General features: G+C 72.7%; 27 protein-coding genes. 15 read left to right on the forward strand and 12 right to left on the reverse strand.

The genetic code is table 11. The features are described from left to right. Positions 1-56: 56 nt before the first annotated feature. The 4 genes from cysT (at position 57) to AC3WLN_RS09300 (ending at position 3,508) form a co-directional block, all read left to right on the forward strand. A complete protein-coding gene (cysT, locus tag AC3WLN_RS09285) occupies positions 57-929 on the forward strand; it encodes a sulfate ABC transporter permease subunit CysT (protein WP_492480730.1) in 873 nt (290 codons plus the stop codon). Then, positions 922-1,806 carry a sulfate ABC transporter permease subunit CysW gene (gene cysW / locus AC3WLN_RS09290; RefSeq protein WP_492480731.1) on the forward strand — a complete coding sequence of 295 codons (885 nt, stop codon included), beginning with the start codon at positions 922-924 and terminating at the stop codon, positions 1,804-1,806. Before cysT ends, cysW begins: the two co-directional genes overlap by 8 nt. Before the next feature lie 4 nt (positions 1,807-1,810). Then, positions 1,811-2,857: a sulfate/molybdate ABC transporter ATP-binding protein gene (locus AC3WLN_RS09295; RefSeq protein ID WP_492480767.1), complete on the forward strand. Its 1,047-nt coding sequence runs from the start codon at positions 1,811-1,813 to the stop codon at positions 2,855-2,857. 90 nt (positions 2,858-2,947) lie between these two features. Beyond that, a complete protein-coding gene (locus AC3WLN_RS09300; protein ID WP_492480732.1) occupies positions 2,948-3,508 on the forward strand; it encodes a DUF4337 domain-containing protein in 561 nt (186 codons plus the stop codon). A gap of 65 nt (positions 3,509-3,573) precedes the next feature. Here AC3WLN_RS09300 and AC3WLN_RS09305 read toward each other — a convergent pair whose 3' ends face one another. Beyond that, positions 3,574-5,898: a Tex family protein gene (locus AC3WLN_RS09305; RefSeq protein ID WP_492480733.1), complete on the reverse strand. Its 2,325-nt coding sequence runs from the start codon at positions 5,896-5,898 to the stop codon at positions 3,574-3,576. A gap of 325 nt (positions 5,899-6,223) precedes the next feature. Here AC3WLN_RS09305 and AC3WLN_RS09310 point away from each other — a divergent pair, with 325 nt between their 5' ends. Next, positions 6,224-6,361: a hypothetical protein gene (locus AC3WLN_RS09310; RefSeq protein ID WP_492480734.1), complete on the forward strand. Its 138-nt coding sequence runs from the start codon at positions 6,224-6,226 to the stop codon at positions 6,359-6,361. 73 nt (positions 6,362-6,434) lie between these two features. Here AC3WLN_RS09310 and AC3WLN_RS09315 read toward each other — a convergent pair whose 3' ends face one another. Next, the gene (locus AC3WLN_RS09315; RefSeq protein WP_492480735.1) at positions 6,435-8,066 is read right to left on the reverse strand and encodes an OpgD/OpgG family glucan biosynthesis protein; all 1,632 of its coding nucleotides are present in this window, start codon (positions 8,064-8,066) and stop codon (positions 6,435-6,437) included. 70 nt (positions 8,067-8,136) lie between these two features. Here AC3WLN_RS09315 and mdoH point away from each other — a divergent pair, with 70 nt between their 5' ends. Further along, positions 8,137-10,047 carry a glucans biosynthesis glucosyltransferase MdoH gene (mdoH, locus tag AC3WLN_RS09320; RefSeq protein ID WP_492480736.1) on the forward strand — a complete coding sequence of 637 codons (1,911 nt, stop codon included), beginning with the start codon at positions 8,137-8,139 and terminating at the stop codon, positions 10,045-10,047. Positions 10,048-10,068: 21 nt separating this feature from the next. Here the strand turns inward: mdoH and AC3WLN_RS09325 are convergent, their stop codons facing one another. Together AC3WLN_RS09325 and AC3WLN_RS09330 are read right to left on the reverse strand one after the other, a co-directional pair. After that, positions 10,069-10,491, reverse strand: coding sequence for a hypothetical protein (locus AC3WLN_RS09325; RefSeq protein ID WP_492480737.1), 423 nt, complete (start codon positions 10,489-10,491; stop codon positions 10,069-10,071). Positions 10,492-10,616: 125 nt separating this feature from the next. After that, complete coding sequence (locus AC3WLN_RS09330) at positions 10,617-11,798, reverse strand: trans-sulfuration enzyme family protein (protein WP_492480768.1); 1,182 nt, start codon at positions 11,796-11,798, stop codon at positions 10,617-10,619. A 134-nt stretch (positions 11,799-11,932) separates the two neighbouring features. On the opposite strand from AC3WLN_RS09330, the gene AC3WLN_RS09335 reads away from it, so the two are divergent. Further along, a complete protein-coding gene (locus AC3WLN_RS09335) occupies positions 11,933-12,466 on the forward strand; it encodes a TspO/MBR family protein (RefSeq protein ID WP_492480738.1) in 534 nt (177 codons plus the stop codon). A gap of 15 nt (positions 12,467-12,481) precedes the next feature. On the opposite strand, the gene hemA is transcribed toward AC3WLN_RS09335, so the two are convergent. Beyond that, the gene (gene hemA, locus AC3WLN_RS09340) at positions 12,482-13,825 is read right to left on the reverse strand and encodes a 5-aminolevulinate synthase (RefSeq protein ID WP_492480739.1); all 1,344 of its coding nucleotides are present in this window, start codon (positions 13,823-13,825) and stop codon (positions 12,482-12,484) included. A 373-nt stretch (positions 13,826-14,198) separates the two neighbouring features. Between hemA and AC3WLN_RS09345 the strand changes: the two genes are divergently transcribed. Beyond that, complete coding sequence (locus tag AC3WLN_RS09345; RefSeq protein ID WP_492480771.1) at positions 14,199-14,402, forward strand: hypothetical protein; 204 nt, start codon at positions 14,199-14,201, stop codon at positions 14,400-14,402. A gap of 202 nt (positions 14,403-14,604) precedes the next feature. Then, positions 14,605-15,894, forward strand: coding sequence for a UDP-N-acetylglucosamine 1-carboxyvinyltransferase (murA, locus tag AC3WLN_RS09350; protein ID WP_492480740.1), 1,290 nt, complete (start codon positions 14,605-14,607; stop codon positions 15,892-15,894). A 45-nt stretch (positions 15,895-15,939) separates the two neighbouring features. Here murA and AC3WLN_RS09355 read toward each other — a convergent pair whose 3' ends face one another. Both AC3WLN_RS09355 and AC3WLN_RS09360 read right to left on the reverse strand, forming a co-directional pair. Continuing rightward, positions 15,940-16,281, reverse strand: coding sequence for a hypothetical protein (locus AC3WLN_RS09355; protein ID WP_492480741.1), 342 nt, complete (start codon positions 16,279-16,281; stop codon positions 15,940-15,942). A 100-nt stretch (positions 16,282-16,381) separates the two neighbouring features. After that, positions 16,382-17,485, reverse strand: coding sequence for a glycosyltransferase family 2 protein (locus AC3WLN_RS09360; RefSeq protein WP_492480769.1), 1,104 nt, complete (start codon positions 17,483-17,485; stop codon positions 16,382-16,384). A gap of 213 nt (positions 17,486-17,698) precedes the next feature. Between AC3WLN_RS09360 and AC3WLN_RS09365 the strand changes: the two genes are divergently transcribed. The 4 genes from AC3WLN_RS09365 to AC3WLN_RS09380 are packed head-to-tail and all read left to right on the forward strand — an operon-like array spanning position 17,699 to position 20,495. Next, positions 17,699-18,193, forward strand: a complete 495-nt coding sequence (locus AC3WLN_RS09365; RefSeq protein WP_492480742.1) for a DUF2948 family protein — start codon at positions 17,699-17,701, stop codon at positions 18,191-18,193. After that, a complete protein-coding gene (gene hisD / locus AC3WLN_RS09370) occupies positions 18,193-19,488 on the forward strand; it encodes a histidinol dehydrogenase (protein WP_492480743.1) in 1,296 nt (431 codons plus the stop codon). The genes AC3WLN_RS09365 and hisD overlap by 1 nt, the downstream gene beginning before the upstream one ends. Before the next feature lie 7 nt (positions 19,489-19,495). Beyond that, complete coding sequence (locus tag AC3WLN_RS09375; RefSeq protein ID WP_492480744.1) at positions 19,496-19,993, forward strand: UPF0262 family protein; 498 nt, start codon at positions 19,496-19,498, stop codon at positions 19,991-19,993. Between the two features lie 40 nt (positions 19,994-20,033). Beyond that, the gene (locus AC3WLN_RS09380; protein WP_463771983.1) at positions 20,034-20,495 is read left to right on the forward strand and encodes an arsenate-mycothiol transferase ArsC; all 462 of its coding nucleotides are present in this window, start codon (positions 20,034-20,036) and stop codon (positions 20,493-20,495) included. Here the strand turns inward: AC3WLN_RS09380 and AC3WLN_RS09385 are convergent. Then, positions 20,473-21,348, reverse strand: a complete 876-nt coding sequence (locus AC3WLN_RS09385; RefSeq protein ID WP_492480745.1) for a C40 family peptidase — start codon at positions 21,346-21,348, stop codon at positions 20,473-20,475. The genes AC3WLN_RS09380 and AC3WLN_RS09385 overlap by 23 nt on opposite strands. A 267-nt stretch (positions 21,349-21,615) precedes the next feature. On the opposite strand from AC3WLN_RS09385, the gene AC3WLN_RS09390 reads away from it, so the two are divergent. Next, a complete protein-coding gene (locus tag AC3WLN_RS09390; protein ID WP_492480746.1) occupies positions 21,616-21,969 on the forward strand; it encodes a hypothetical protein in 354 nt (117 codons plus the stop codon). 16 nt (positions 21,970-21,985) lie between these two features. Here the strand turns inward: AC3WLN_RS09390 and AC3WLN_RS09395 are convergent, their stop codons facing one another. From AC3WLN_RS09395 to AC3WLN_RS09410, 4 genes are all read right to left on the reverse strand, one after another. Beyond that, complete coding sequence (locus tag AC3WLN_RS09395; RefSeq protein WP_492480747.1) at positions 21,986-22,669, reverse strand: SDR family oxidoreductase; 684 nt, start codon at positions 22,667-22,669, stop codon at positions 21,986-21,988. Between the two features lie 143 nt (positions 22,670-22,812). Then, positions 22,813-23,529, reverse strand: a complete 717-nt coding sequence (locus AC3WLN_RS09400) for an MgtC/SapB family protein (protein WP_492480748.1) — start codon at positions 23,527-23,529, stop codon at positions 22,813-22,815. A 51-nt stretch (positions 23,530-23,580) separates the two neighbouring features. Continuing rightward, on the reverse strand, positions 23,581-24,282 hold the full coding sequence (locus tag AC3WLN_RS09405) for an orotate phosphoribosyltransferase (protein ID WP_492480749.1): 702 nt from the start codon (positions 24,280-24,282) through the stop codon (positions 23,581-23,583). A 143-nt stretch (positions 24,283-24,425) separates the two neighbouring features. Further along, positions 24,426-25,325: an alpha/beta fold hydrolase gene (locus AC3WLN_RS09410; protein ID WP_492480750.1), complete on the reverse strand. Its 900-nt coding sequence runs from the start codon at positions 25,323-25,325 to the stop codon at positions 24,426-24,428. Positions 25,326-25,466: 141 nt separating this feature from the next. On the opposite strand from AC3WLN_RS09410, the gene AC3WLN_RS09415 reads away from it, so the two are divergent. Continuing rightward, positions 25,467-25,694, forward strand: coding sequence for a hypothetical protein (locus AC3WLN_RS09415; RefSeq protein WP_492480751.1), 228 nt, complete (start codon positions 25,467-25,469; stop codon positions 25,692-25,694). Positions 25,695-25,803: the final 109 nt, after the last annotated feature.

A 25,803-nucleotide genomic window follows, 5' to 3' on the forward strand; every position in this document is an offset into this window, starting at 1 on the left:
CCCTCCCCGCCCCTTCCCGCTCCGGGAGGGGGCCGAGACCTGAGCAGGACACCGCCATGGCTCCGCCCATCCGTGAAGATGCGCCCACGCGCGCCAAGCGGCGCTTTCTCCGCCCGAGCGTGATCCCCGGCTTCGGGCTCGCCTTCGGCTACACCCTGACCTGCCTCGGCCTGATCGTGCTGCTGCCGCTCGCCGCGCTGGTGACGCGCGCCTCCAGGCTGGGTCTTTCGGGGATCTGGGAGGTCGCCACCGATCCCCGCGTGGCCAGCGCCCTGCGGGTCAGCTTCGGCGTCTCCCTGGTGGCGGCACTGACCGCCTCTCTGTTCGGCTTCCTCATCGCCTGGGTGCTGACGCGCTACCGCTTTCCCGGCCGCAGAATCGTCGACGCGGTGGTGGACCTGCCCTTCGCCCTGCCCACCGCCGTCGCGGGCATCGCCCTGGCCGCCCTCTACGCGCCCAACGGCCTCGTCGGCGCTCAGCTGGCGCGGCTCGGCATCGAGGCAGCCTACACGCCCGTGGGCATCTACATCGCCATGGTGTTCATCGGCCTGCCCTTCGCGGTGCGCACCGTGCAGCCGCTGATCGCCGAGATCGACAAGGAGATCGAGGAGGCCTCCGCCACCCTCGGGGCGGGGCGCATCCACACCCTGGTGCGGGTGGTGCTGCCGCCGCTGATCCCGGCGGTGCTCACGGGCTTCGCCCTCGCCTTCGCCCGGGGCGTCGGCGAGTACGGCTCGATCATCTTCATCGCCGGCAATCTGCCCTACGTCTCCGAGATCGCGCCGCTCCTCATCGTCATCAAGCTGTCCGAGTACGATTACGGCGGCGCCTGCGCCATCGCCACGATCATGCTCGGCATCTCGTTCCTCACCCTGCTCGCCATCAACCTGATCCAGGCCTGGAGCCGGCGGAGATTCGGCTATGTCTGAGACCTTCGCCCCCGTCGCCCTCGCGGAGGCCCGCCCCGCCAGCGTCGTCACGGAAGGCCGCTGGATCCGCTGGCTGCTGATCGGGATCGCGATCCTGTTCCTCGCGCTGTTCCTGGTGCTGCCGCTGCTCACCGTGTTCGCGCAGGCCTTCGCCAAGGGCTTCGCCGCCTATCTCGCCGCCTTCACGGAGGCCGACGCCCACACGGCGATCCGGCTGACGCTGCTGACCGCCGCCATCGCGGTGCCGTTCAACCTCGTCTTCGGCATCATGGCCTCCTGGGCCATCGCCAAGTTCGAGTTCTGGGGCAAGAACCTGCTCGTCACCCTGATCGACCTGCCGTTCTCGGTCTCGCCGGTGGTCTCGGGGCTGATCTACGTGCTGGTCTTCGGCGCGCAGGGGCTCCTGGGGCCCTGGCTGCTGGCCCACGACATCCAGGTCATCTTCGCGGTGCCCGGCATCGTGCTGGCGACCATCTTCGTCACCTTCCCCTTCGTCGCCCGCCAGCTCATCCCGCTGATGCAGGAGCAGGGCACGGCGGAGGAGGAGGCGGCGCTGACCCTCGGGGCGTCCGGCTGGCACGCCTTCCGCACGGTGACGCTGCCCAACATCCGGTGGGGCCTCCTGTACAGCGTGCTCCTCTGCAATGCCCGCGCGATGGGCGAGTTCGGTGCGGTCTCGGTGGTCTCCGGCCACATCCGCGGCCTCACCAACACGCTGCCGCTCCACGTGGAGATCCTCTACAATGAGTACAACTTCGTTGCCGCTTTCGCCGTCGCCTCCCTCCTGGCCGGCCTCGCCCTCGTCACCCTCTGCGTCAAATCCCTCCTCGAATGGCGCTACGCCGACGAGATCGCCGCGGGTGCCCGGGGCCACTGAGCGGGTGGGCGGCTCCACCGCCATCCGCGTCGAGGACCTGTCGAAGACCTTCGACACGGCGGCCGTGCTGCACGACTTCTCCCTCGACGTGCGGGCGGGCGAGCTGCTGGCGCTGCTCGGCCCCTCGGGCTCGGGCAAGACCACGCTCTTGCGCATCATCGCCGGCCTCGACTTCCCCGATGCGGGCCGCATCGTGTTCGGGGCGGAGGACGCGACCCGGCTCCCCGTGCAGCAGCGCGCGGTGGGCTTCGTGTTCCAGCACTACGCCCTGTTCAAGCACATGAGCGTGGCCGAGAACATCGCCTACGGGCTCAAGGCCCGGAAGCGCGCCGACCGCCCCGCCAAGGCCGAGATCAAGCGCCGGGTCGGCGACCTTCTCGACCTGATCAAGCTCTCGGGCTTCGCCGACCGCTATCCGAGCCAGCTGTCCGGCGGCCAGCGCCAGCGCGTCGCCCTGGCCCGGGCGCTCGCGGTGGAACCCCGCGTCCTCCTGCTCGACGAGCCGTTCGGCGCCCTCGACGCCCAGGTGCGAAAGGATTTGCGCCGCTGGCTGCGCGAGATCCACGACCGCACCGGCCAGACCACGATCTTCGTCACCCACGACCAGGACGAGGCCCTGGAGCTCTCCGACCGAGTCGCGGTGCTGGACAAGGGCCGCCTGGAACAGGTCGGCACGCCGGACGAGGTGCAGGAGGCGCCCGTCTCCGCCACCGTACTGAAGTTCCTCGGCGACACCATCGAGGTCGGGGCGATCGCCCAGGGCGGCGAGGTCCGCGTCGACGGCCGGCTGACCCCGGTGCGGGCGCCGGACGGCCTCGTCGGCCCGGTCAAGCTCTATGCGCGGCCCTGGCAGCTCCAGTTCGCCGAGAGCGGCGAGGCCCATCTCCACGGCGTGGTGCGCTCGTCCTACCGGACGCAGGGGCGCCAGCGCATCGAGGTCGACCGGCCCGAGGGCAAGACCGTGGTGGTGGAGGCCGCCGACACCAACCGCTTCGCCGCCGGCAGCCCGGTGGGCCTGCGGATCATCGGCGGCCACGTGTTCCCGAATTAGCGCGGCGTCGTCCGCCCGGACGGGAAATCGCCTTGCGCTCGCCGGCGCGATCGGGTGTGACTGCCGCCGTCCAAATCAGGAGGAGGCAGCATGTCGGGTGGTCACGGGGCGGGCGGCAGTTCGAACAAGCGCGTGGCGCTGCTGATCTCGGTGCTGGCGCTGTTCCTGGCGCTGGCCGAGACCCTGGCCAAGGGCGCGCAGACCGACGCCCTCGGGGCCAATGTCGAGGCTTCCAACCAGTGGGCCTATTTCCAGGCCCGCACCATCCGGGGCACGGTCCTCAAGACCGCCGACGAGACCCTGGCGCTGCTGCCGCCGGAGGTGGCCGATTCCGAGGCGGTGAAGGCCAAGCGGGCGGAGTGGGCCAAGACCATGGCCCGCTGGGACAGCGAGCCCGCCACCGGCGAGGGGCGCAAGGAACTGGCCGAGAAGGCGCGCCACTCGCAGGAGGTGCGCGACCTCGCCCTGCACCGCTACCACCATTACGAGTTCGCCTCGGCCGCCTTCCAGATCGGGATCGTGCTCGCCTCCGCCGAGGTCATCACCGGCATCTTCGCCCTGGTGGTCGGCGGCGGCCTCCTGGGCGTAGCCGGGCTGGCCCTGCTGGGCTTCGGCCTCTACGCGCCGCACACGCTGCCGTTCTTCCACTGAGCCCGTCCTCATGAGCCCGTCTTCGGCGGCGCGCCATCGGCGCCCGCCGGACGGAGCCGGGAGGCTCAGCGCTTCGGCAGGCCCTTGGCGAGGGCCGCGCGCCGCAGGGCCTCGGCCAGGGCGCCGCCGGCCTCGGGCGCCGGCGCCGGATGGGCCCGCGGGGCCGGTCTCGCGGCGGGAGCCGGAGGGGCCGGTGCCTCGCGGCGGGCGGCGGGACGCGGCGCGCCGGCCTCGTCCGAGCGCATCGTGAGGGCGATGCGCTTGCGGTTGGGGTCCACCTCGACGACGCGCACCTGCACGACGTCGCCGGGCTTCACCACCTCGCGCGGGTCCTTCACGAAGCGGTCGGCCAGCATCGAGATGTGCACCAGCCCGTCCTGGTGGACCCCGACATCCACGAAGGCGCCGAAGGCCGCCACGTTGGTGACGACGCCCTCCAGGCGCATGCCCGGCTTCAGGTCGGAGATCTTCTCGACGCCCTCCTGGAAGGCCGCGGTCCGGAAGGCCGGGCGCGGGTCGCGGCCCGGCTTCTCCAGCTCCGACAGGATGTCGGTGACGGTGGGCAGGCCGAAGGTCGCGTCGGTGAATTGTCTGGGGTCCAGGCTGCGCAGGGCGCCCGTGTTGCCGATCAGGGCCTGGATCGGCTGGCCGGTGGCGGCCAGGATGCGGCGCACCACCGGGTAGGCCTCCGGGTGCACGCCCGAGGCGTCGAGGGGATCGGTCCCGTCGCGGATGCGCAGGAAGCCGGCGGCGAGCTCGTAGGCCTTGGGTCCGAGCCCCGCCACCTTCTTGAGGCTGGCGCGGCTGCGGAACGGCCCGTGGGCGTCCCGGTGCACGATGATGTTGGAGGCGACCCGCGCGGTCAGGCCCGAGACCCGGGCCAGCAGCGGCGCCGACGCCGTGTTCACGTCCACCCCGACGCCGTTCACGCAATCCTCCACCACCGCGTCGAGGGAGCGCGCGAGCTTCCCCTCGGCGAGATCGTGCTGGTACTGCCCGACGCCGATCGCCTTCGGCTCGATCTTGACGAGCTCGGCCAGCGGGTCCTGCAGGCGCCGGGCGATGGAGACCGCGCCGCGGATCGAGACGTCGAGCTCGGGCAGCTCCGCGCTGGCATAGGCCGAGGCCGAGTAGACCGAGGCGCCGGCCTCCGAGACCATCACCTTGGTGAGCTTCAGCTCGGGCTGCTTGGCGATGAGCTCGGCGGCGAGCCTGTCCGTCTCCCGCGAGGCGGTGCCGTTGCCGATGGCGACGAGCTCCACCTTGTGCGCCCGGCAGAGCTTGGCCAGGGCGATCAGGGCGCCGTTCCAGTCGCGGCGCGGCTCGTGCGGGTAGATCGTGTCGGTGGCCACCACCTTGCCGGTGGCATCGACCACCGCGACCTTCACGCCGGTGCGGAAGCCCGGGTCGAGTCCGAGGGTCGGGCGCGCCCCGGCCGGGGCCGCGAGCAGGTTGCCGGCGAAGACCGTGACGGCCCCGGCCTCGGCCACCGCCCAGAGACGGGCCCGCAGGTCGGTGTCGGTGGCGGGCTTCAGGCGGGTGCGCCAGGCACGCCGCACCGTCTCCATCAGGAAGGCGTCGCCCGGCCGGCCCTGGTCGCGGATGCCGAAGGTTTTCGCGATGCGCAGCTCCTGCGACGAGGGCTGGCCCTTGGCGGGCTCCTCGCCCGCCGCGTCGGCGATGGCGAGGTCGAGCACCTCCTCCTTCTCGCCCCGGAACAGGGCGAGGATGCGGTGCGAGGGCAGCTTCGCGAGGGCTTCCGAGAAATCGAAGTAATCCGAGAACTTCTCGCCGGAGGCGGCCTTGCCGGCCTTCACCGTGGCGACCATCCGGCCGCGCTGCCAGCCGGTCTCGCGGAGCGAACCCACCAGTTCCGGGTCCTCGCTGAAGCGCTCGATCAGGATGGCGCGCGCGCCCTCCAGGGCGGCCTCGGCGTCGGCGATCCCCTTGGCCGCATCCACGTAGGCCTTTGCGGCCCCGTCCGGGGGCTGGTCGGGCCGGGCGAGCAGCGCCTCGGCGAGGGGTTCGAGCCCGGCCTCGCGGGCGACCTGCGCCTTCGTCCGGCGCTTCACCTTGAAGGGCAGGTAGAGGTCCTCCAGCCGGGCCTTGGTGTCGGCGGCGAGGATGCGGGCCTTCAGGCCGGCCTCGAGCTTGCCCTGGGCCTCGATCGCCTCCAGCACGGCGGCCCGGCGGGCCTCCAGGTCGCGTAGATAGGCAAGGCGCTCCTCCAGATTGCGCAGCTGCGTGTCGTCGAGGGTGCCGGTGACCTCCTTGCGGTAGCGCGCGATGAACGGCACCGTCGCGCCGCCGTCGAGCAGGTCGACCGCGGCCTTCACCTGCCATTCCGCGACGCCGAGTTCGGCGGCGAGACTCGTGTTGATGGCGGCCATGAGGCGTCTCCGGGTGGGGCCGGGTGTCTACAGGGCCATCCGCGGCCTGGTCAAACCCGGCGCCGCGACGGACGTCCCGCACGACCTCTCCGAAGCCGGGACGCGCTGCGGTTTCGGTGAGCGGAGCGGGACCGGGGTGAGACGCCGACGACCCGAACATTCGGTGTCGCACAATATTTATCCGCAGACTCCAATATTCGGCGATTGAGTCATCAATCGAATCAATCTATTTCTCATCTCGCTCGACACAGCGAAGTGTTCGCAGCAATCCATCCCAATGGAGGCTTCCATGCGTTCACTGATAACGCTTGCGGTAGCATTTGTTATGGCTGCCGCCGCATTCGCGATCACGATGCTGACCAAGCCTCCGGTCTCCGAGGCACGGACCGTTTCACGCATCGATACCTATGCGCTGACCCTCAAGGCGCATCCGGCGGACGCGCAATCCTACGATTGCCAGTAGGGCCCGACCCGGACGCCGATCCGCGAACGGCCGTTGCCGGCACGGCTGCGGTGGCCGCTCGCCCCGCTCGGCCTCAGGCGGCCGCGTCCCAGGTCTCGGTCACGGGCCGCCCGTCCTGGACCAGGCGGGCGCGCAGGATCACGTCGCCCGCCAGCAGCGGCGTCGGCGGCCGCCACTCGACGTAGAGCCGCCAGCCGCCGGTCTGGGGGACGAATTCCACCACCGGGTCGACCATCGTGCCCGCGCTCGCCGAGACGTCGGCGGCCAGGGCCGCCCCGTGCGCGGCCGGCAGGCCCGGCCCTTCGAAATCGACGACGTAGAGGCGGCGCTGCGGGCTCGGCGGCGTGGTCGGGCGCAGGCGCTCGGCCGAGCCGACCCGGGTCGAGACCACGCGGCCGAGGGTGCCGGGCACGACGCTCGCCGGCTCCGCGCCGACCGTCGTGAGCGTGTAGGCCAGGCTCCGCTCGCTCCCGGCCGGGACGGGGGCGGCGGGCACGAAGGCCGCCACGACGTTGTCCATGTATTCCTCGCGCGACGGGATCTCGAACAGCCGGACCGCGCCGGCCCCGAACCCCGATTCCGGCGTGACCCAGAGGCCGGGCCGCGCCTCGTGCCGGGCCTGCACGTCGAGATAGGCGGGAAAGTCGCGGGCCCTCTGGAGCAGCCCGAAGCCCTCCAGCGGATCGACGCCGAAGGCCGAGATCTGCGGCTGCGCCCGGCCGTTGACGAGGGGGCGCCACAGGCGCTCGCCCCGGGTCACCACCGCCAGCCCGTCGGAATCATGCACCTGCGGACGGACATCGTCGAAGGGCTCGGCCCCCCGCGCGCCCGGCCCGTTCGCCCCGTGCAGGAACATGCTGGTCAGGGGCGCGAGCCCGAGATGGTCGAGGGCGGTGCGGGGATGCAGCGCGGCCTCGACCCGCATCACCGAGGGGTCGCCCGGCGCCACGCGGAAGCGGTAGGCCCCGGCGAGGCTCGGCGAGTCGAGCAGGGCCCAGATCTCGATGGCGCGGGCATCGGCCTCCGGCTCGCAGATCCAGAAGGCGGTGAAGTCCGGGAATTCCTCCGCCCCCGGCCCCCCGGTGCGGATCGCGGCGCCGCGGGCCGAGAGCCCGTATTCCTGGCCGAACCCGCGCAGCCGGAAGTAGGAGGCGCCGAGGAAGACCAGGAATTCCTCCTGGTCGCCCGGCCGGTCGGCCGCGAAGGCGTAGTGCAGCCGGAAGCCGGCGAAGCCCAGTTCGGGCGCGAAGCTCCGGCCCTTCAGGTCCGGTCCGAGGTCGAACAGATCGGGGGCGTAGGGGATGGCCCGGGCCGGCCCGGTCCGCGGCTGCAGGAACAGGGCGACGCGCTTGCGCTGGAGGAAGCCGCGATGGAACAGCTGGGCCGAGAAGCGGCGGCCGAGGGACAGGCGTGCCTCCGGCCGGAAGGTGATGGCGCGGTAGCCGTCGTAGGAGAGGCCGGCCAGGGCCGGCGGCAGATCGTCCTCCGGCGCCCGGTAGGGGCTCGCCGCCAGGGTCCGCGCCTTCGCCTTCACCGCATCGAATGTTATGGGTTCGGGGGCCGCGGCGCGCGTTCGGCCCGCATTCAGATCGTGCGCGGTAGGCAGGACCATCCCGACGGCCGCGCTCAGCGTGGTCCGCAGGGCCTGCCGCCGCGAGAAGGACTCGGTCCGCCCGCATCCTTCGAGACCCTCGCCATCGCGCATCGCTTCCCCTTTTCCGGCATCGCGCCCGGTGGTGGATCGCGGTGTCCCTCCTTCGAGTTCCCCGCGCCCCATGTCCCACAGGTTGTCGCACGACGCCCCGGCGGCCGAAATCCCGGCTCCGCCGGAAATCGCACCGGAGGCGTCGGCCGCACGGCCGGGCGGCTTCCTGGGCCGCCGCCTGCTGCTGGCCCTGCCGCCCCTCGCCCTGGGCGCGGCCATCGCCGCCCTGGCGCTGGCCGCCTACGGGATGCCGTCCGGCCTCCTCGGGGCCGCGGTGCTCGGGCTGTTCGCCCTGGTCATGACCTGGCAGGCCTTCGTGGCCTGGCAATACGTCTACGGCCTCGTGGCCACGGCCTTCGGCGACCGGGCGAAATCCGCCCTGGAGCGGCGCTCCCTCACCGTCCCGGCGGAGGCCTCGGGCCTGAGCCGCACGGCCGCGGTGGTGGCGATCCACGCCGAGGACGCGGTCGCGGTGTTCGCGGCCCTGCGGGTCATGGCCCGCTCGCTGCAGCGGGCCGGGGGCGACGGCAGCGACCTCGACATCTTCGTCCTCTCCGACACGCGGGACGGCGCCATCGCGGCGGTGGAGGAGCATGAATTCGCGCGCATCGAGGCCTGGACCCGCCAGCACGGCCCCGGCCTGCCGCGCATCCGCTACCGCCGGCGCCGGGACAATGCGGGCCGCAAGGCCGGCAACATCGCCGAGTTCTGCAAGACCTACGGCTCCGAATACGACTTCATGATCGTGCTCGACGCCGACAGCCTGATGACCGGCAGCGCCATGCGCCGCCTGGCCCGGCTGATGGAGGAGAGCCCCCGGGTCGGCCTGATCCAGACCGTCTCCTACGCCACCGGACGCGACACCCTGTTCGCCCGCATCCAGCAATTCGCCGTGCGGCTCTACGCACCGCTGGCGATCCGCTGCCTGGAGACCTGGCAGGGGCCGGACGGCAGCTACTGGGGCCACAACGCGATCGTGCGGATCGCGGCCTTCGCCGACAACGCCGAACTGCCGGTGCTGCCGGGCAGGGCGCCGCTCGGCGGCGAGATCCTGTGCCACGACATCGTCGAGGGCGCGCTGCTGCGCCGCGCCGGCTGGGAGGTCCGCCTGCTGCCGGAGATGGGCGGGACCTGGGAGGAGATGCCCACGAACCTCGTCGACCTCCTCGGGCGCGAGCGCCGCTGGTGCCAGGGCAACATGCAGCACCTGCGCGTCACCGCGATGCCGGGCCTGCGCCCGGCCAGCCGCTGGCACCTCGCCGTCGGCATCCTGTCCTACATGGCCTGCCCGCTCTGGGTCCTGTTCCTCGCCCTCGGAACGTTCCAGGCGGCCCGGACCGGAGACCTCGGCCTGCTCGGCTACGGCCTGACCGGCACGGGCGCCGCCGCCCACGGCCTGGCCGCCCTCGTGCTGGCGGTCCTGGCCCTGCCGAAGCTGCTCAGCCTCGGCCACGTCCTGGCCTCGCGCGAGCGGCGCGCGGCCTTCGGCGGCACCGCCTCGCTCCTGAAGAGCGCCGCCCTCGAACAGGCGATCTGGGTGCTGCTCTGGCCGGTGATGACGCTGTTCGCGGCCGGCGCCGTCGCCACCACCTTCGTCGGCCGCGTGGTGCGCTGGGACGCCCAGGTCCGCGACGACCGCCGCGTGCCCTGGGCGGAAGCCTGCCGGCTGCAGGTCGACACCCTCGTGGCGGGCGCCCTCCTGGCGGCCGGCCTCGCCTGGGCGGGCGACGCCTGGCTCGCCCTCTGGATGGCGCCGGTGGTCCTCGGCCTGCTGTCGAGCCCGGCCCAGAGCGTGCTGACCAGCAGCGCCCGCCTCGGCCGGATCTCGCAGGGGCGGCGCCTGTTCCTGACGGTGGACGACACCGCCCGCGCGCCGGAACTCACCTCCCTCGCGCAGAGCCGGGGCGGTGTGGTCGAGCCCGGTCGCGGCCGGCCGCAGCCGGCCTGGATCGCCGAGGAGGTCCCGGCCTCGTCGACCTGACCCGGAGGCCGGCGCGGCGGCCTAAGGGCGCTCGAGCACCTTGATCGGATCGGTGCGCTGGGCGGGGCTCGGCTCCTTCGTGGCGCTGCTGGCGCCCCGGCCCGCGCGCGAATCGTCCGGCTGCTTCGGCAGGCCGGTGCCGCTCGCGAGTTCGAGGCAGGTCACCATCTCGACGTAGGACGGGAAGCCGCCCGCCTCGAACTGCTTCTCGCACTGGCGCTTGGCGGCGGGGGAGAACTCGCCCCAGCGGCGCTTGACCTCGTCGTGCGAGGCGCGCTCCGAGCGCAGGCATCCCTCCCGGCTGGCATTGTCGCTGACGCTCGCGGAGGCCGCCGACTGGCAGGTCCGCTCGATGTTCAACTCCGGCGGTCCGCTCTCGGCCCGGGCCGGGACCCCGAGGAGCAGGAGGGCGAGGGGTCCGGAGAGGAGGACGGGCTTCATCATGGTCGGGCGGTCTCTCGGGGCATGACCCGGCGCCGGCATCCGGTCGCGGGATCGGGCTGTGCGGCACCAACGCGCGAGCCCCCTCCCCGGCACCACCGAAAAGTTCACGGCGGACGCAAGGCGCGTCAGGCGCCCCGCAGGGCGGCGTCGAGATCGGCGAACAGGTCGTCCACCGCCTCGATCCCGACGGAGAGGCGCAGGAGATCGGGGGGGCACGGCGAGTCCGGCCCCTCCACCGAGGCGCGATGCTCGATCAGGCTCTCGACGCCCCCGAGGGAGGTGGCCCGCTTCCACAGGCGCACCCGCGCCGCCGCCCGGATCGCCGCCGCCTCGCCGTCCCGGACCCGGATCGACAGCATGAAGCCGAAGCCGCCCTCCATCTGCCGGGCCGCCACCGCGTGGCCGGGATCCTCCGGCAGGCCGGGATAGAGCACGTGCGAGACGCAAGGGTGCCCCTGGAATCGGCGCGCCAACGCGGCGGCGCCGGCCGCCTGCGCCGCCGCCCGCAGCGGCAGGGTGCGCAGCGAGCGCATCAGCAGGTAGGCCTCGAACGGCCCCAGGATGGCGCCGCCGCCCGAGCGGATCGCGACGAGGCGCTCCCAGAACCCGTCCGCCTTCGCCCCGGCGAGCACGCCCGCCACCACGTCGGAATGGCCGTTCAGGATCTTGGTGGCCGAGTGCATCACGAGGTCGGCCCCCAGCGTCAGCGGCCGGGTGTGGATCGGCGAGGCGGCGGTGGAATCGACGGCCAGCCGCGCACCCGCCGCATGGGCGAGACGGGCGGCCTCGGCGATGTCGGTGATCGTCCAGAGGGGATTGCCGGGGGTCTCGATCCAGACGAGCTTCGTGGTGCCCGGCCGGATCGCCCGTGCCAGGGCAGCGAGGTCGTCCATGGCGACGAAATCGACCGCGATCCGCCGGCGCGGCATCTCGGCGTTAAGCCAGCGCTTCAGGCCCCAGTACATCACGCGGGGCGCCACCACGTGGTCGCCGGGCTCCAGGGCGGTGAACACCGCCGTGGCCGCCGCCATGCCGGAGCCGAACAGCAGGACGCCGGCCGCCGCGTCCTCCAGCATCGCCAGCACGCCTTCGGCCTCGCGCACGGTGGCGTTGTCGGGCCGGGCATAGGAGAAGCCCGAGCTGTAGCCGTTGTCGGGATCGCGCAGGAAGGTGGTGGCGACGTGCAGGGGCGTCACCACGCCCCGGGTCACCGGATCGATCCGCCCGAGGGCCTGCGCCGCGAGGCTGCGCTTGGCGAAGGCGGGCGCGGCATCCGAAGGTCCGGTCGGCGCGTTCGGTTCTGACAGAGGGTCCGGCATGGGCGGGTCCACGAGGTCGGGGTTCGGTTGACCCGGCCTCGCAGACCCGTGCACGGACCGCAAGCCGAGCCCGCGTCGCTCCGTCCCGAGGCCCGGTTCAGAGGAAAGGAAATCCGTTCGTCATGTCCCGTGCGCCCGCCTCGTCGCCGATCCCCGTCCCCGTCGAGCCCGCCCTCGCCCTGCGCTGGCGGCTGGCGGCGGCGATCCTGCCCGTGGCGGCGACGGCCGTGCTGGGCTCGGCCGCCACGGGCCCGAACATCGAGGGCTGGTATGCGGGGCTGACGAAACCGTCCTTCAACCCGCCGAACTGGGCGTTCCCGGTGGCCTGGACGATCCTCTACGCGCTGATCGCGGTCTCGGCCTTCCGGCTGCTCGGGGCCAGGCCCCGCACGGGTCCGACGCGGGAGGGCTGGCGCCTGGCGCTCGCCGCCTTCGCGGTGCAGCTCGCCCTCAACGCCGCCTGGACGCCGACCTTCTTTTCCGCCCACGCGCTGGGGGCCGCCCTGGTGGTCTCGGCCGCGATGTGGGTGATGATCCTCTGGACGATCCGCCTGTCCTGGCGCTTCGACCGGGTGGCGGCCTGGCTGCTGGTGCCCTACGCCGCCTGGGTCGGTTTCGCCACCGTGCTCACCGGTGCGATCTGGCGCCTGAACTGAGGCGGCCGGGACGGCCTACTCGGCCGCCTCGACGAAGACGGTGCCGGCGCGGGGCAGGTCCAGGGTGTCCCAGGTCTCGGTCAGCGCCGCCGTCAGCTTCGCGATGCGGGCATCGTCGTGGAAGGGCGAGGGCGTGATGCGCAGGCGCTCGGTGCCGCGCGGCACGGTGGGATAGTTGATCGGCTGGATGTAGATGCCGTGGTGTTCCAGCAGGTGGTCGGCCGCCGCCTTGCACAGCTCGGCGTCGCCCACCATCACGGGGACGATGTGGGTGTCGGTGTGCAGCACCGGCAGGCCGGCGGCCTCCAGGGCGGCCTTGGTCCGGGCGGCCTGGCGCTGGTGCGCCTCGCGCTCGCCGCTCGAGCGCTTGAGGTAGCGGACCGAGGCGATGGCGGCCGCCGCGATGGCCGGCGGCAGGGCGGTGGTGAAGATGAAGCCCGGCGCGTGGCTGCGGACCGCGTCGCAGAGGACCGCCGAGCCGGTGATGTAGCCGCCGACGCAGCCGAAGCCCTTGGCCAGCGTCCCCTCGATCACGTCGACCCGGTGCATCACCCCGTCGCGCTCGGCGATGCCGCCGCCGCGGGGACCGTAGAGGCCGACCGCGTGGACCTCGTCGAGATAGGTCAGGGCGCCGTACCGGTCGGCGAGATCGCAGATCGCGGCGATGTCGGAGACGTCGCCGTCCATGGAATAGACGCTCTCGAAGGCGATCAGCTTCGGGCGGTCGCCCGCCGCGATCAGCAGCTCCTCGAGATGCGCGAGGTCGTTGTGGCGGAAGACGCGCTTCTCGCAGCCCGAATGGCGCACGCCCTCGATCATCGAGTTGTGGTTGAAGGCATCCGACAGGATCAGGCAGTTCGGGATCAGCTTGGCGATGGTGGAGATGCCGGCCTGGTTCGAGACGTAGCCCGAGGTGAAGACGAGGCCCGCCTCCTTGCCGTGCAGGTCGGCGAGCTCGCGCTCCAGGTCGACGAGCGGGGAATTGTTGCCGGCGATGTTGCGGGTGCCGCCCGCGCCCACGCCGCAGCGGGCGGCGGTGCGGGTCATGGCGCCCACCACGTCCGGGTGCTGGCCCATGCCGAGATAGTCGTTGGAACACCAGACGGTGATCTCGGAGGTGCCGCCGTCGGGCTTGCGCCAGTGCGCGGTGGGAAAGCGCCCCGCGATGCGCTCGATATCGGCGAAGACCCGGTAGCGGCGCTCGCCGTGCAGGCGGTCCAGCGCGGTGCGGAAATGCGACTCGTAGTCGGTCCGGCCCCGGCCCACCGCCCCGATGCTGCACCCCTGCCCGGATTCCTGGCCCGCTCCCTGCTTGGTGTCGCTGATCTTGATCGTCGCGGGCATGCGGTTCACGGGCATCCGTCCTTCACGCTTGGGCTGAGGGGCCGGCGGTGGGGTCGCGGCCTCCGGCGGGATCGTTCCCACGCGGACCCTCGTGCGGGGATCCGCGATGGAAGCGATCTCGATGGCGAGCCTGGCGCACACTCCGTGAAGGAGTTGCTGACGACGCTCGCCCTGGCTCGGGTTTCCCCGATGCGGTGGCGACGATACAGGTGAACTTGGAATTGGTTCAAGTCGACAACCGCATTCCTGCTTTGCATCCATCGCCCCGGGGCTGCAAAGCCGACACGACGCCGTGGCGACGATGGGTCGCGTCGCCCTTGCCGACCCTTCGCGCCGACCCTTCGCGCGGCGCGCTCCGCGTCCGCCCCACCCGGATTGTCCGCGACGCATGATGGACGACGAGCCCGAGCCGCCCCGCACGGACATGCCCCCGGACACGCCCGGAGCGCCGCCCAGGAGCGCCGCCGAGCGGAAGGCCGCGCGCCTGAAGGCGGCCCTTCGTGAAAACCTGCGCCGGCGCAAGGCCCAGTCGCGCGGACGCTCGGGCTCGCCGGACCCGGCGCGGGACGACGAGCCGGGCGGGGACGCATAATCGCGCGCCGCGAACCTCCTTTTCGACAAAACCCGGCTATAACGATCCCGTTTCCGCGTGGACGGTGCGGGTGCCGCCAGGGTTCTCTCACCGGGGCTCTCTCGCCAAGTTTCGATCTGCCGGGTTTCGATCTCGTATGTCTCCGGCCCGCGGCGCGCGACGCGCCCCGGCCGGGCAAGGTTTTGGGCAAGGTTTTAGAACGATGGACCGCATCAACATCATCGGCGGCCGGCCGCTGCACGGGGTGATCCCGATCTCGGGCGCCAAGAACGCCGCGCTGCCCCTGATGATCGCCAGCCTGATGACCGGCGAGACCCTGGAGCTCGGCAACGTGCCGCGGCTCGCCGACATCAACGCCCTGCTGCGTATCCTCGGCAATCACGGCGTCGACCACATGGTGGTGGGCAAGCGCCCGGGCCAGACCACCGAGACCGGCCAGACCATCCGGCTGACCGCCTCCAACGTCATCGACACCACGGCGCCCTACGAGCTCGTCTCGACCATGCGGGCGAGCTTCTGGGTGATCGCGCCGCTGCTCGCCCGCTTCGGCGAGGCCCGGGTCTCGATGCCGGGCGGCTGCGCCATCGGAACGCGTCCGGTCGACCTGCTGCTGATGGCCCTGGAGCGCCTCGGCGCCACCGTCGAGGTCGATGGCGGCTACGTCGTCGCCCGGGCCAAGAACGGCCTGCGGGGCGGCGAGATCCACTTCCCCAAGGTCACCGTGGGCGGCACCCACGTGGCGCTGATGGCGGCCGCCCTCGCCAACGGCTCGACCCTGATCGAGAACGCGGCGCGCGAGCCCGAGGTCGTGGATCTGGCCGCCTGCCTCACCAAGATGGGCGCCCGCATCGAGGGCGCGGGCACGCCGCGCATCACCGTCGAGGGCGTCTCGCGCCTGCACGGCGCCCGCCACGACGTGCTGCCCGACCGGATCGAGACCGGCACCTACGCCATGGCGGTGGCCATGACCGGCGGCGACGTCACCCTGGAGAACACCCGCGCGGACCTGCTGCATGCGGCCCTCGACGTGCTCTCGACCACGGGGGCCGAGATCACGACGGGCACCGACACGATCCGCATCCGCCGCAACGGGGGCGGCATCGCCGCGGTCGACGTCACCACCGATCCGTTCCCGGGCTTCCCCACGGATCTCCAGGCGCAGTTCATGGCGCTGATGACCCTGGCCAAGGGCCAGTCCAACATCCGCGAGACGATCTTCGAGAACCGCTTCATGCACGTGCAGGAGCTGGCCCGCCTCGGCGCCCGGATCCGGCTCGAGGGCGATCTGGCCATCGTCGAGGGCGTCGAGCGCCTGAAGGGCGCGCCCGTGATGGCGACCGACCTGCGCGCCTCGGTCTCCCTCGTCATCGCGGGCCTCGCGGCGGAAGGCGAGACCAGCATCAACCGGGTCTACCACCTGGACCGCGGCTTCGAGGCCCTGGAGGCCAAGCTCGCCCGCTGCGGCGCCGAGATCACCCGCGTCCGCAGCTGACGGCCACGGCTCTCCGCCCGGCCGGGGCGCAGGGCCGCCGGGCGGTCAGCCGCCGATCTCGCCGTGCTTGCGGCCGAAGCCCGGGATGTCGCAGCCGCAGCGCGAGCCGTAGGGCTGCGGGCGGGTGATGCAGTTGCCGCGCTGGGTCAGGCAGAGGCGGCCGAACCCGCCGCCGTAGCCGCGGGGGCGCCGGTCGTACCGGTCCTCGTCGTAGCGCCGGCGCTCGTAGCGATCCTCGTCGTAGCGGCGCTCGTAGCGCCGGGGCCGGTCGTCGTCGCCGTAGTATTGCGCCCGGGCCTCGAAGGCTCCGAAGCCGGTGCCGAGCGTCGCCGCCGTGGCCAGCGCGAGGATCGTGGACTTGATGGTCGTCATGGACGTGCGGGTCATGGATGGCTCCCCTCGGATGTGCCGTTTCATCATGGCTGATCTAACGACCCCGGGCTGAACGCTGTCTGAGAGGCCTGCCGCGTTTCGCGGATTCTCGTTGTCAGCCGAGGAACCGCGTGACCAGGCGCACCAGCGGCAGCGCGATCCGGGCGACCCGGATCTGGCCCGGCAGCTGGCGCGGGCCGAGGGGGCGATGGACGAGGCGCGGGCTGGCCCGCTCGGCCTCGGCCACGGCGTGACCGGCGAGGGGATGGGCCGCGACGCGGGCGGCGTCCGCTTCCGCGATCCGCAGGGCCCGGGCCCAGCCGCGCTCGGTGCCGAGGCGGCCCGCCGCGTGGAGCCGGCGCAGGCGGCGGCGCCAAGCGTAGCGGAACAGCGCCCGCGGCACCGGTTCGAGGCGGGCGTCGCAGAGGCTGTCGGGCTTCTCGCAGCGCGCCCGGATGGTGTCGGCGACGCCGCCCGGCGCCCGGCCCACGAGCCGGCCCGACACCGTGACGAGGATCGACGGATCGTGCCGGACGTGCAGGCCCTGCGCCAGCAGCAGCGCCACGAAGGCCCCGTCCTCCCCCAGCGCGATCGCCGGCATGCCGCCCACCGCCCGGTAGGCCGCGACGCTGACGCTCAGGGTGGCGCCGATGGTGGTGCGGTGGCAGGGCCAGGGATCGTGCGGATCGGGGTCGATGCGCGCCTCGGCCTCGGTCAGGAGGTCGCTGTAGATGTCCTCCCGGTCGCCGCGCCAGTGCAGGGAGGGCGGCAGCAGGGCGCGCTCCTCCGGATCGAGCCGGATGCGGCCGGCCACCGCGTCGGCGCCCCGGTCGAGGGCGGCCCGGTTGCGGGCGACCCAGTCGGGCGGGACCCGGCTGTCGGCATCGGTCGAGAGGATCATGCCCTCGGCGCCGAGCCAGTCGGCCGCCCGGTCCATGGCCTCGCGCCGGGCCCAGCCGGCATGGGCCCCCGCATAGTCGACGTTCGTGACCCGGACCGGCACCGACATCCGCGGCACGAGGTCGGCGACGAGGGTCGCGGTGGCATCGGTGCAGTTGTTGAGGAACAGCACCACCCCGAGGCTGCCCGGCGCGAGGCCGGTCTGGGCGTCGATCGCCCGCAGGCAGGCGGCGATGCGCTCGGCCTCGTTGCGCACGGGGATCGCGACCACCGCGCGGACCGTGGCGGCATCGGGGGGGCGGCGAGCCTCGCCGGGCAGGGACAGGGATGCGGCCGACACGTCGCGACTCCGTTCGCCGGCGAAGGGCCGGCGCAGCGACGGGTCCCTAGCAGGTTCGGCCGGCGGGACAATGGCGGAGTTCTCCCCGACCGGTTGCCGTGGGCGGGCCGCCTCGCTACCTACGGCTCCCACACCCTGAACGGCCGCGTCCGCACCCGGGCCGGCCCGCCGACAAGAGCGCGACACCCGATCATGGAGCTTCTCAGGCTCGCCGCCCTCGACGCCGAAGACCTGGGCGTCATCTCCGCCCACCTGCAGGACGCGATCCTGAAGGCGAGCGACCTCGCCTATCTGGCGGGCCAGCACCGCTTCGTCCTGGTGGCGCGCCGCTTCGACTGGTCGGCGGAGGAGGGTGCGCCGCCGCGCCGCCGCCTCACCGGCATGCATTTCGACCGGGTGCTGCGGGTGCGCAGCCGCGGCATCACCCCCGGCACCGAGTCCGACGCGCCCCTCGAACTCCTCGCCGTCACCTTCGAGCCCACCGAGGCGCCCTCCGGCACCGCCACCCTGGTCTTCGCCGGCGGCGCGGCGATCCAGCTCGACCTCGAATGCATCGAGGTGCAGCTCAAGGATCTGGGGCCGGTCTGGGAGGTGGAGGGGCGGCCCGACCACGAGGCCGCGGCCGCCGGCCGCGCCGCGATCGCGGGCAACGCCGCAGGGGAAAACGCCCCAAAGGGAAACGCCTGATGGTCCGCCTCGATTCCCGCGACGCGGACTTCGCCGCCGCCTTCGCGCGCCTGCTCAGCGTCAAGCGCGAGATCTCGGAGGATGTCGACGAGACCGTGCGCGGCATCATCGCCGGCGTGGTCGCGGGCGGCGACGCGGCTCTGGTCGACTACACCCGCCGCTTCGACCGGTTCGGCGAGGATTTCACCGTCGACTCGCTGCGGGTGACCCCGGCCGAGATCGAGGCCGCCGTCGCGGCCTGTCCGGCGGACGCCCTGGAGGCCCTGCGCTTCGCGGCCCAGCGCATCGAGGCGTTCCACGCCGCCCAGGTGCCCGGCGACCACATGGCCACCGACAGCCTGGGCGTCACCGCCGGCTGGCGCTGGACGGCGCTCGAATCCGTCGGCCTCTACGTCCCCGGCGGCACCGCGAGCTATCCCTCCTCGGTGCTGATGAACGCGATCCCGGCCCGCGTCGCCGGGGTGCCCCGGGTCGTCATGGTGGCGCCGATGCCGGAGGGCACCGTGAACCCGCTGGTCCTCGCCGCCGCGCAGCTCGCCGGCGTCGACGAGGTCTACCGGGTCGGCGGCGCCCAGGCGGTGGCCGCGCTCGCCTACGGCACCGACACGATTGCGCCGGTGGCCAAGATCGTCGGCCCCGGCAATGCCTGGGTGGCGGCGGCCAAGCGCCGGGTGTTCGGGCAGGTCGGCATCGACATGATCGCCGGCCCCTCCGAGGTGCTGATCCTGGCCGACGCGCATGCCAATCCCGACTGGGTGGCGGCCGACCTCCTGGCCCAGGCCGAGCACGATTCCGCGGCCCAGTCGATCCTGATCACCGAGTCCGAGGCCCTGGCCGACAACGTCGCCGCGGCGGTGGAGCGGGCGCTCACCACCCTGCCCCGGGTCGAGATCGCCCGGGCGAGCTGGCGCGACTACGGCGCGATCGTGGTGGTGCGCGACTTCGACGAGGCGGTGCCCCTCGTCGACCGCCTCGCCCCGGAGCACCTGGAGATCGAGACCGCCGACGCCGAGGCGCTGGCGGCCAAGGTGCGCAACGCGGGGGCGATCTTCCTCGGCGCGCACACGCCGGAGGCCATCGGCGACTATGTCGGCGGCCCCAACCACGTCCTGCCCACCGCCCGCTCGGCGCGGTTCTCCTCCGGGCTCGGCGTCCTCGACTTCATGAAGCGCACCACGATCCTGCGCTGCGACCCGGCGGCCCTCCGGGCGCTGGGCCCCTCGGCCATCGCGCTCGGACGGTCGGAGGGCCTGGAGGGCCACGCCCGCTCGGTGGCGATCCGCCTCAACCTGTGAGGGCCTGATGTCCGGCGCGGCCAAACCGAGCGAGCCCAGATCGCCCCATCGCCTCGTGGCGGTGACCCTCGACGAGGAGTCGATCGGGCGGGGCAACCCGGACCAGGAACACGAGCGCGCCATCGCGATCTTCGACATCCTCGAGGACAACAGCTTCACGGTTCCCGGCCGCGAGGGCCCCTACGCCCTCACCCTCGGGCTCGTGGAGAGCAAGCTCGCCCTCGTGATCAAGCGCGAGGACGGCGAGCCGGTGATGACCCACCTCCTGTCGCTGACCCCGTTCCGCCGGGTGATCCGCGACTACGAGATGATCTGCGAGAGCTACTACAACGCCATCCGCACCGCCTCGCCGACCCAGATCGAGGCGATCGACATGGGCCGGCGCGGCCTGCACAACGAGGCCTCCGACCTGCTGCGCCAGCGCCTCGAGGGCAAGGTCGACCTCGACCACGACACCGCGCGGCGCCTCTTCACCCTGGTCTTCGCCTTGCACTGGAAGGCTTAGAGCGGCGCCCCCTCTGGAAGTGCGAGGCTGAGACGACCGGATGGCGGACGCGACCGGCCCGAAGAAGACGCGCGTGCAGTCGGCCCTGTTCATGTGCAACTTCAACGCCGTGCGCTCGCTCGCGGCGGAGGCCATCGCGCGCCACTACTTCGGCAAGTCGATCTACGTGCAGTCGGCCGGGGTGCGCTCCGGCGAGCCGGCCGACCCGTTCATGGTGGCGGCGCTGGACGAGATCGGCATCGACGCGACGCGCCACAAGCCGCGCACCCTCGCCCAGCTCGAGGAGTGGGAGGGCCTGAATTTCGACCTCATCGTCACCCTGGCGCCGGAGGCCCACCACGCCGCCCTGGAGCTGACCCGCACCAACGCGGTCGAGGTCGAGTACTGGCCGACCCCCGACCCGACCATCATCCAGGACGGCACCCGCGAGCAGCGCCTCGACGCCTACCGCGACGTCCGCGACGGGCTGGTCTACCGGATCAAGATGCGGCTGAAGGCCTGAGCCGCCGGAGCGACGTCACCGGGCCGTAGCTCGTCTCGCGGATGCGCGCGGCGGCCTCGGCGAGGGGCTCCACCGCCACCGCCATGTGGTGGCCGTTGGCGTGGATGAGGCGGGTGGCGTCCAGCATCAGCCCGACATGGCCGCGCCAGAACACGACATCGCCGCGCCGCAGCCCGTCGAAGTCCAGGGGCAAGGCCTCGCCGAGGCCGCGCTCCTGCTGGTCGGCATCCCGCGGCGCCGCGATCCCGGCCTGCGCGAGGCAGAGCTGGAGGAGGCCGGAGCAGTCGAGGCCGAGGCTGGTGCGCCCGCCCCAGAGATAGGGCGTCCCGACGAGGCGCTCGGCGGTGGCGGCGTAGTCGGGCTCGACCGCGTCGAGGGGCGCGCAGTGGCCGGCGAAGACGTAGGCGCCGCCGGCGAGGCGCAGATAGTCGCCCCGGCTCTCCGTGACGCGGGGACGGGCCCCCAGGGTCAGCCAGCCGCTGGCGGGCTGCTTCAGGTCGGGGCCCGGGTAGAGGAAGCTGCGCAGGGCGGTGACGCGGTGGGTCGGCGCTTCGGCGAGGCCGAGGGCCGCCTCGGGCAGGTAGCCGACATAGCCGTCATGGGCGAACTGGACGAAGGCGAAGCCCTCCTCGGCGCCGTAGGCGGTCACCGCGTCGCCCATCACCGCCTCGGTCTCGAGGCCGGCATCGAAGCGGGGCGTGCGGCGCAAGGGGGCGGAGGGCACCACGACGCTGCGCGGCTCGCCCACGACGAAGCGCTCGGCCTGGACCCGGCCGCGCAGGCGGGCATCGGCGATCTCGGGCCGGGCCGGAACGAGACGGGGATCGGAGAGATCGAACGGGACAGCCTGCATGAACGCGACTATCCGCCCTCGGCGCCCGCATCGCAACAGGCCGGAGGGGCCGACGACGAGCGCGGCATTTCGACGCCCGGACCTGCCCAATCCTCCGGCAGGGCGCCGACCGTCCGTGCAGGCCCCACGGGGCGGTCCAGAGGCGCTGATCGAAAATCCATCACGGCGCCGCGATGCGCCCGACGCGCAGGTCGTCCGCGAAGGTGTGCACTGCACAAACCGCCCGATCGGGCTTATGCTCCGGAGATGCCCCCAGCGAGTCGCGCCGTGAAGAAGACCTCGAAATCCTTCCAGGATCTCCCGCCGATCCGCGTGCGGCGCGAGCCGCCGACCATCCCCGAGGCCGTCGCCGCGGCCCAGGACCTCGCCGACGACATCGAGCAGCAGGTGGAGATCGCCGCCGGCCTCATGGGCCTGCCGGCGGAGGCGGTCCGCGAGCACGTCGTCGCCGCCGCCGCCAAAGCCAGGGCCGAATCGCAGGCCAGACCCGAGCGGATGCCCGAGCGCATCCTCACCGCCGCCAGCCCGAGCCGGGCGCCGCGCACGGTGATCGTCGAGCGTCGGACCCGGCCGCCGGTGGTGGTCGAGCGGCGCGGGCGCCCGCCGATCGGGCGCCCCTGACCGCGGAGCCGGCTCGCTACCAGTCCAGGGTCTTGCCGGTGTAGTCGAGATAGGCCGTGCCGGTCCGTCCGAGCTGGGCCGTGATCACGTCGGCCATGCCGGTGACGCTGGTGGCGACGTCGAGATCGGCCTCGGCCCCGCCCATCTCGGTGCGGACCCAGCCCGGATGCAGCAGCAGGACGCCCAGGCCCGCCTCGCGGTGGCGGATCTCGAAGCTGCGCACCAGGGTATTGAGGGCGGCCTTGCTCGCCCGGTAAGTCTCCCAGCCGCCGGATTCGTTGAGGCCGACGCTGCCGAGGATCGAGCTCATGAAGGCGACGAGGCCGTTCGGCGCGAGCCGGTCGAGGAAGGCCTCGGCGAAGCGCACCGGGCTCACCGCGTTGGTCAGATAGACCTGGGCGGCGACCGCGCGCGGCACCCGGTGGAGCGGCTCGTGAGCCTGCGTCGCCACCCCCGCCACCACGAAGATCAGGTCGAAGCTCCGGCCCGCCAGGCGGTCGTGCAGGGCGGACACCGCGCGATCGTCGTCGATGTCGGCCGTCTCGACCGTGAGGGCGTCGGAGGCCAGCGCGGCGAGGCCGGGGGAGGCCGAGCGCTGGGTCGCGGTCACCCGCCAGCCGCGTTGCAGGAAGGTCTCGACGAGGCCGAGCCCGAGGCCGCGCGAGGCCCCGACGATGAGGGCGTTCTTCTGGGATGTCATGGTGGTCGGTGTCCCTGGTTCGCGGAGGGGCCGGCCGCCCGGGGGCAGCGCCGCCCGTCCCTCGCGGGGGAGGTTGGACGGAGGAGCGCGTCCGGCAATCCGGGCCGCCCGCGCCGAAGTGCGCGGGCGCACCCGTACAGGCCTCAATCCGCCGTCTGCACCGACCAGGTCGCGTGCTCGATGCCGGGCATGCGGGCCAAGCCCGCCACCACGGCGTCGAGTTCGGCCCCGGCCACGGCCGTCGCCACCAGGGTCGCCACCACCTCGACGGTGTCCTCGCCCCGCTCCACCACCTCGATGCCGCCGACGGGGTACTGCGCCGCCTCCAGGCGCTCGACCAGGAGGTCGCGGGCGGGGCCGGCGCCCTCCGCCCGCGCCGTCACCTGGACCTCGTAGGTCGCCTCGGTCTGGCTCTCGTCGATGGGCGCGCGGTTGATGGCGTTGACGAGCGGCCGCAGCAGGGTGTTGCCCGCGAGCACGGCCGCCGTGACGAAGGCCGCCTCCAGGGGGAAGTCGGCCCCCGCGAAGGCGCCGACGGCGGCCGAGCACCAGAGGGTCGCGGCGGTGTTGAGGCCGCGGACGTTCATGCCCTCCTTCATGATCACGCCGGCGCCGAGGAAGCCGACGCCCGAGATCACGTAGGCCACGGTGCTCACCGCCCCGCGGGAGCCTTCCAGCCGCATGCCGAGGTCGACGAAGGCGGCCGCGCCCACAGCCACCAGGACGTTGGTGCGCAGGCCCGCCGTGCGCTGGCGGTACTGGCGCTCGGCCCCGATCAGGGTGCCGAGCCCGAAGGCGACGAGGAGGCTGATCGCCGAATTGACGGCCTCGGGCCACGGCCCGGACAGGAAGGAACTCATCGTCCTGCCCTGACGCCGTCCCGTGACGGGACCATGACGGTGCGAGCCGGATCAGGCCTGCGGGTAATCGGAGATGCCGCCATGCGCCGCCGACCAGCGGGCGGGCTCGTGCAAGAAGCTCTCGACCTCGGCCAGGACCTTCGGGTCGAAATGGCCGCTCTCCTTGGCGACGCTGAGCACGTCCCACCAGGTGGTCAGGTAGTGGAGCTGGATGCCGAGGTCGGCCATGAGTTCGCGGCTATTGGGGAAGATGTCGTAGAAGAACATCACGAAGCAGTGGTCGACCTGGGCGCCTGCATCGCGCAGGGCCTTGCAGAACAGCGCCTTGCTGCGCCCGTCGGTGGCCAGGTCCTCCACCAGCAGGGTCCGGGCGCCCTCCACCACCTCGCCCTCGATCTGGGCGTTGCGGCCGAAACCCTTGGCCTTCTTGCGCACGTACTGCATCGGCAGCATCAGCCGGTCGGAGATCCAGGCCGCGAAGGGGATGCCCGCGGTCTCGCCGCCGGCCACATGGGTGATCGACTCGTAGCCGATGTCGCGCACGATGGTGGCGGCGGCGAAGTCGTTGAGCGTCGAGCGCAGGCGCGGATAGGAGATGATCTTGCGGCAGTCGATGTAGACCGGGCTCGCCCAGCCGGAGGTGAAGGTGAAGGGCGTGTCCTGGTAGAAGTGCACCGCCTTGATCTCGAGCAGCATCTTGGCCGCCTCGCGGGCGATCACGGCGCGGTCGATCGGCAGGAAGGAGGTCGTCATGCGCGGGGTTCGCTCTCGTGCGGGCGGCGGCCGCGGTCCCGTCCCGCCTCCGGGAAGGGCCGCGCATCCGTCTGAAGGGTCGGGTTCTCCATCCCGCCAACCGTCCGGGGCGTCAACCCTGGGACTCTCCCGGCAGGCGGCCCTCACCCCAGGAAGGCCCGCAGGGCCGCCAGGGTCGCGTCGGGGTTCTCCTCGGCCAGGAAATGGCCGGACGTGACCTCGGCGGCCACGGCCTTCGGCGCGAAGGTGCGCTGCCAGGCGGCGAGCGGCGTCTCCGCGCTGCGGTCGAGGTAGCTGTCCCCGGTGAGGATCAGGGTCGGGCAGGCGATGTGACGCCCGGCGGCGAGGTCCGCGAGGTCGGCCTCGCGGTCGCGGGTGGCCCCCGCCCGGTAATCCTCGCAGAAGGCGTGGATGCGCTCGGGCACGGCCCAGGCCTGCCGGTAGAGATGCAGGGCGGCGGGCGCGAAGGCGTCGAGGGACGTGTCCCCGCTCCAGTCGCGCAGGAGGCCCTCGAAATAGGAATCCGCATTCCGGCCGATGGCCTGCTCGGGCCCCGGCGCGGCCTCGGCCAGGAAGTGCCAGTGCGAGGGCTTGCGCGGGTTCGCCTCGATCCGCTCCCACTGGACCAGGGTCGGCAGGATGTCGAGCAGGGCCAGCCGGGCGATCCGTCCCGGCTCGTCGAGGGCGAGGCGGTAGCCGATGCGGGCGCCCCGGTCGTGCCCGACGAGGGCGAAGTGGACGTGGCCCAGCGATTCCATCAGCGCCACCACCTCGGCCGCCAGCGTGCGCTTGGCATAGGCCTCGTGGCGCGGGTCGCCCTCCGGCGCGGCCGACCAGCCGTAGCCCTTGAGGTCGAGGCAGATCACCCGGTGGCGCTCGGCCAGGGCCGGCGCGATCCGGTGCCAGCAGGCATGGCTCTGCGGGAAGCCGTGGAGGAGGAGCAGCGGCATCCCGTCCTCCGGCCCGCCGATGCGGGCGAAGAAGCGCCCGGCCGGAATGTCGATCCAGCGGGCTGCGAAATCGGGGAAGAGATCGGTGGTCACGGGGGCGCCTCCGGCAGGGGCCGGGGGAACGCGCGGGGCCGGGCGCCGGTTCGCGATCGCAAACGAGGGCGTTTCGGCTGGAAGCGGGCGGTTTTCCGACTAGATCTGCCACATCCTCCCGCCTCAGCAGGACTTTTCCCGATGCAGACATGTTTGACCGCCCTCGCCCTGGCCGCCGGCCTCGCCCTGGCCAGCCTCGTTCCCGCCCAGGCCGCCGGGTGCTGTGGAGGTGGCGGCGCCACGATGTGCGGCAAGGCCAAGATGGACATGCGGGCGGGCGCCATGAAACCGTCCCGGACCAGGAAGGCCGCCTGCTGCTGCGACGGCATGGCCGGCCATGGCGGGGCCCCGATGTCGAAGAAGCTCTGAGCCGGACCGGAGTCCCGGCTCCGGTCCACCCGCGAAGTCGTGTCCGCACAGGGCGCCCCGGCGCGCGCCCTGCGGCCTCGCGGATGCGGGGCCGGGATTGACGCCCGGC

This window comes from Methylobacterium sp. FW306-05-D, assembly GCF_058782155.1.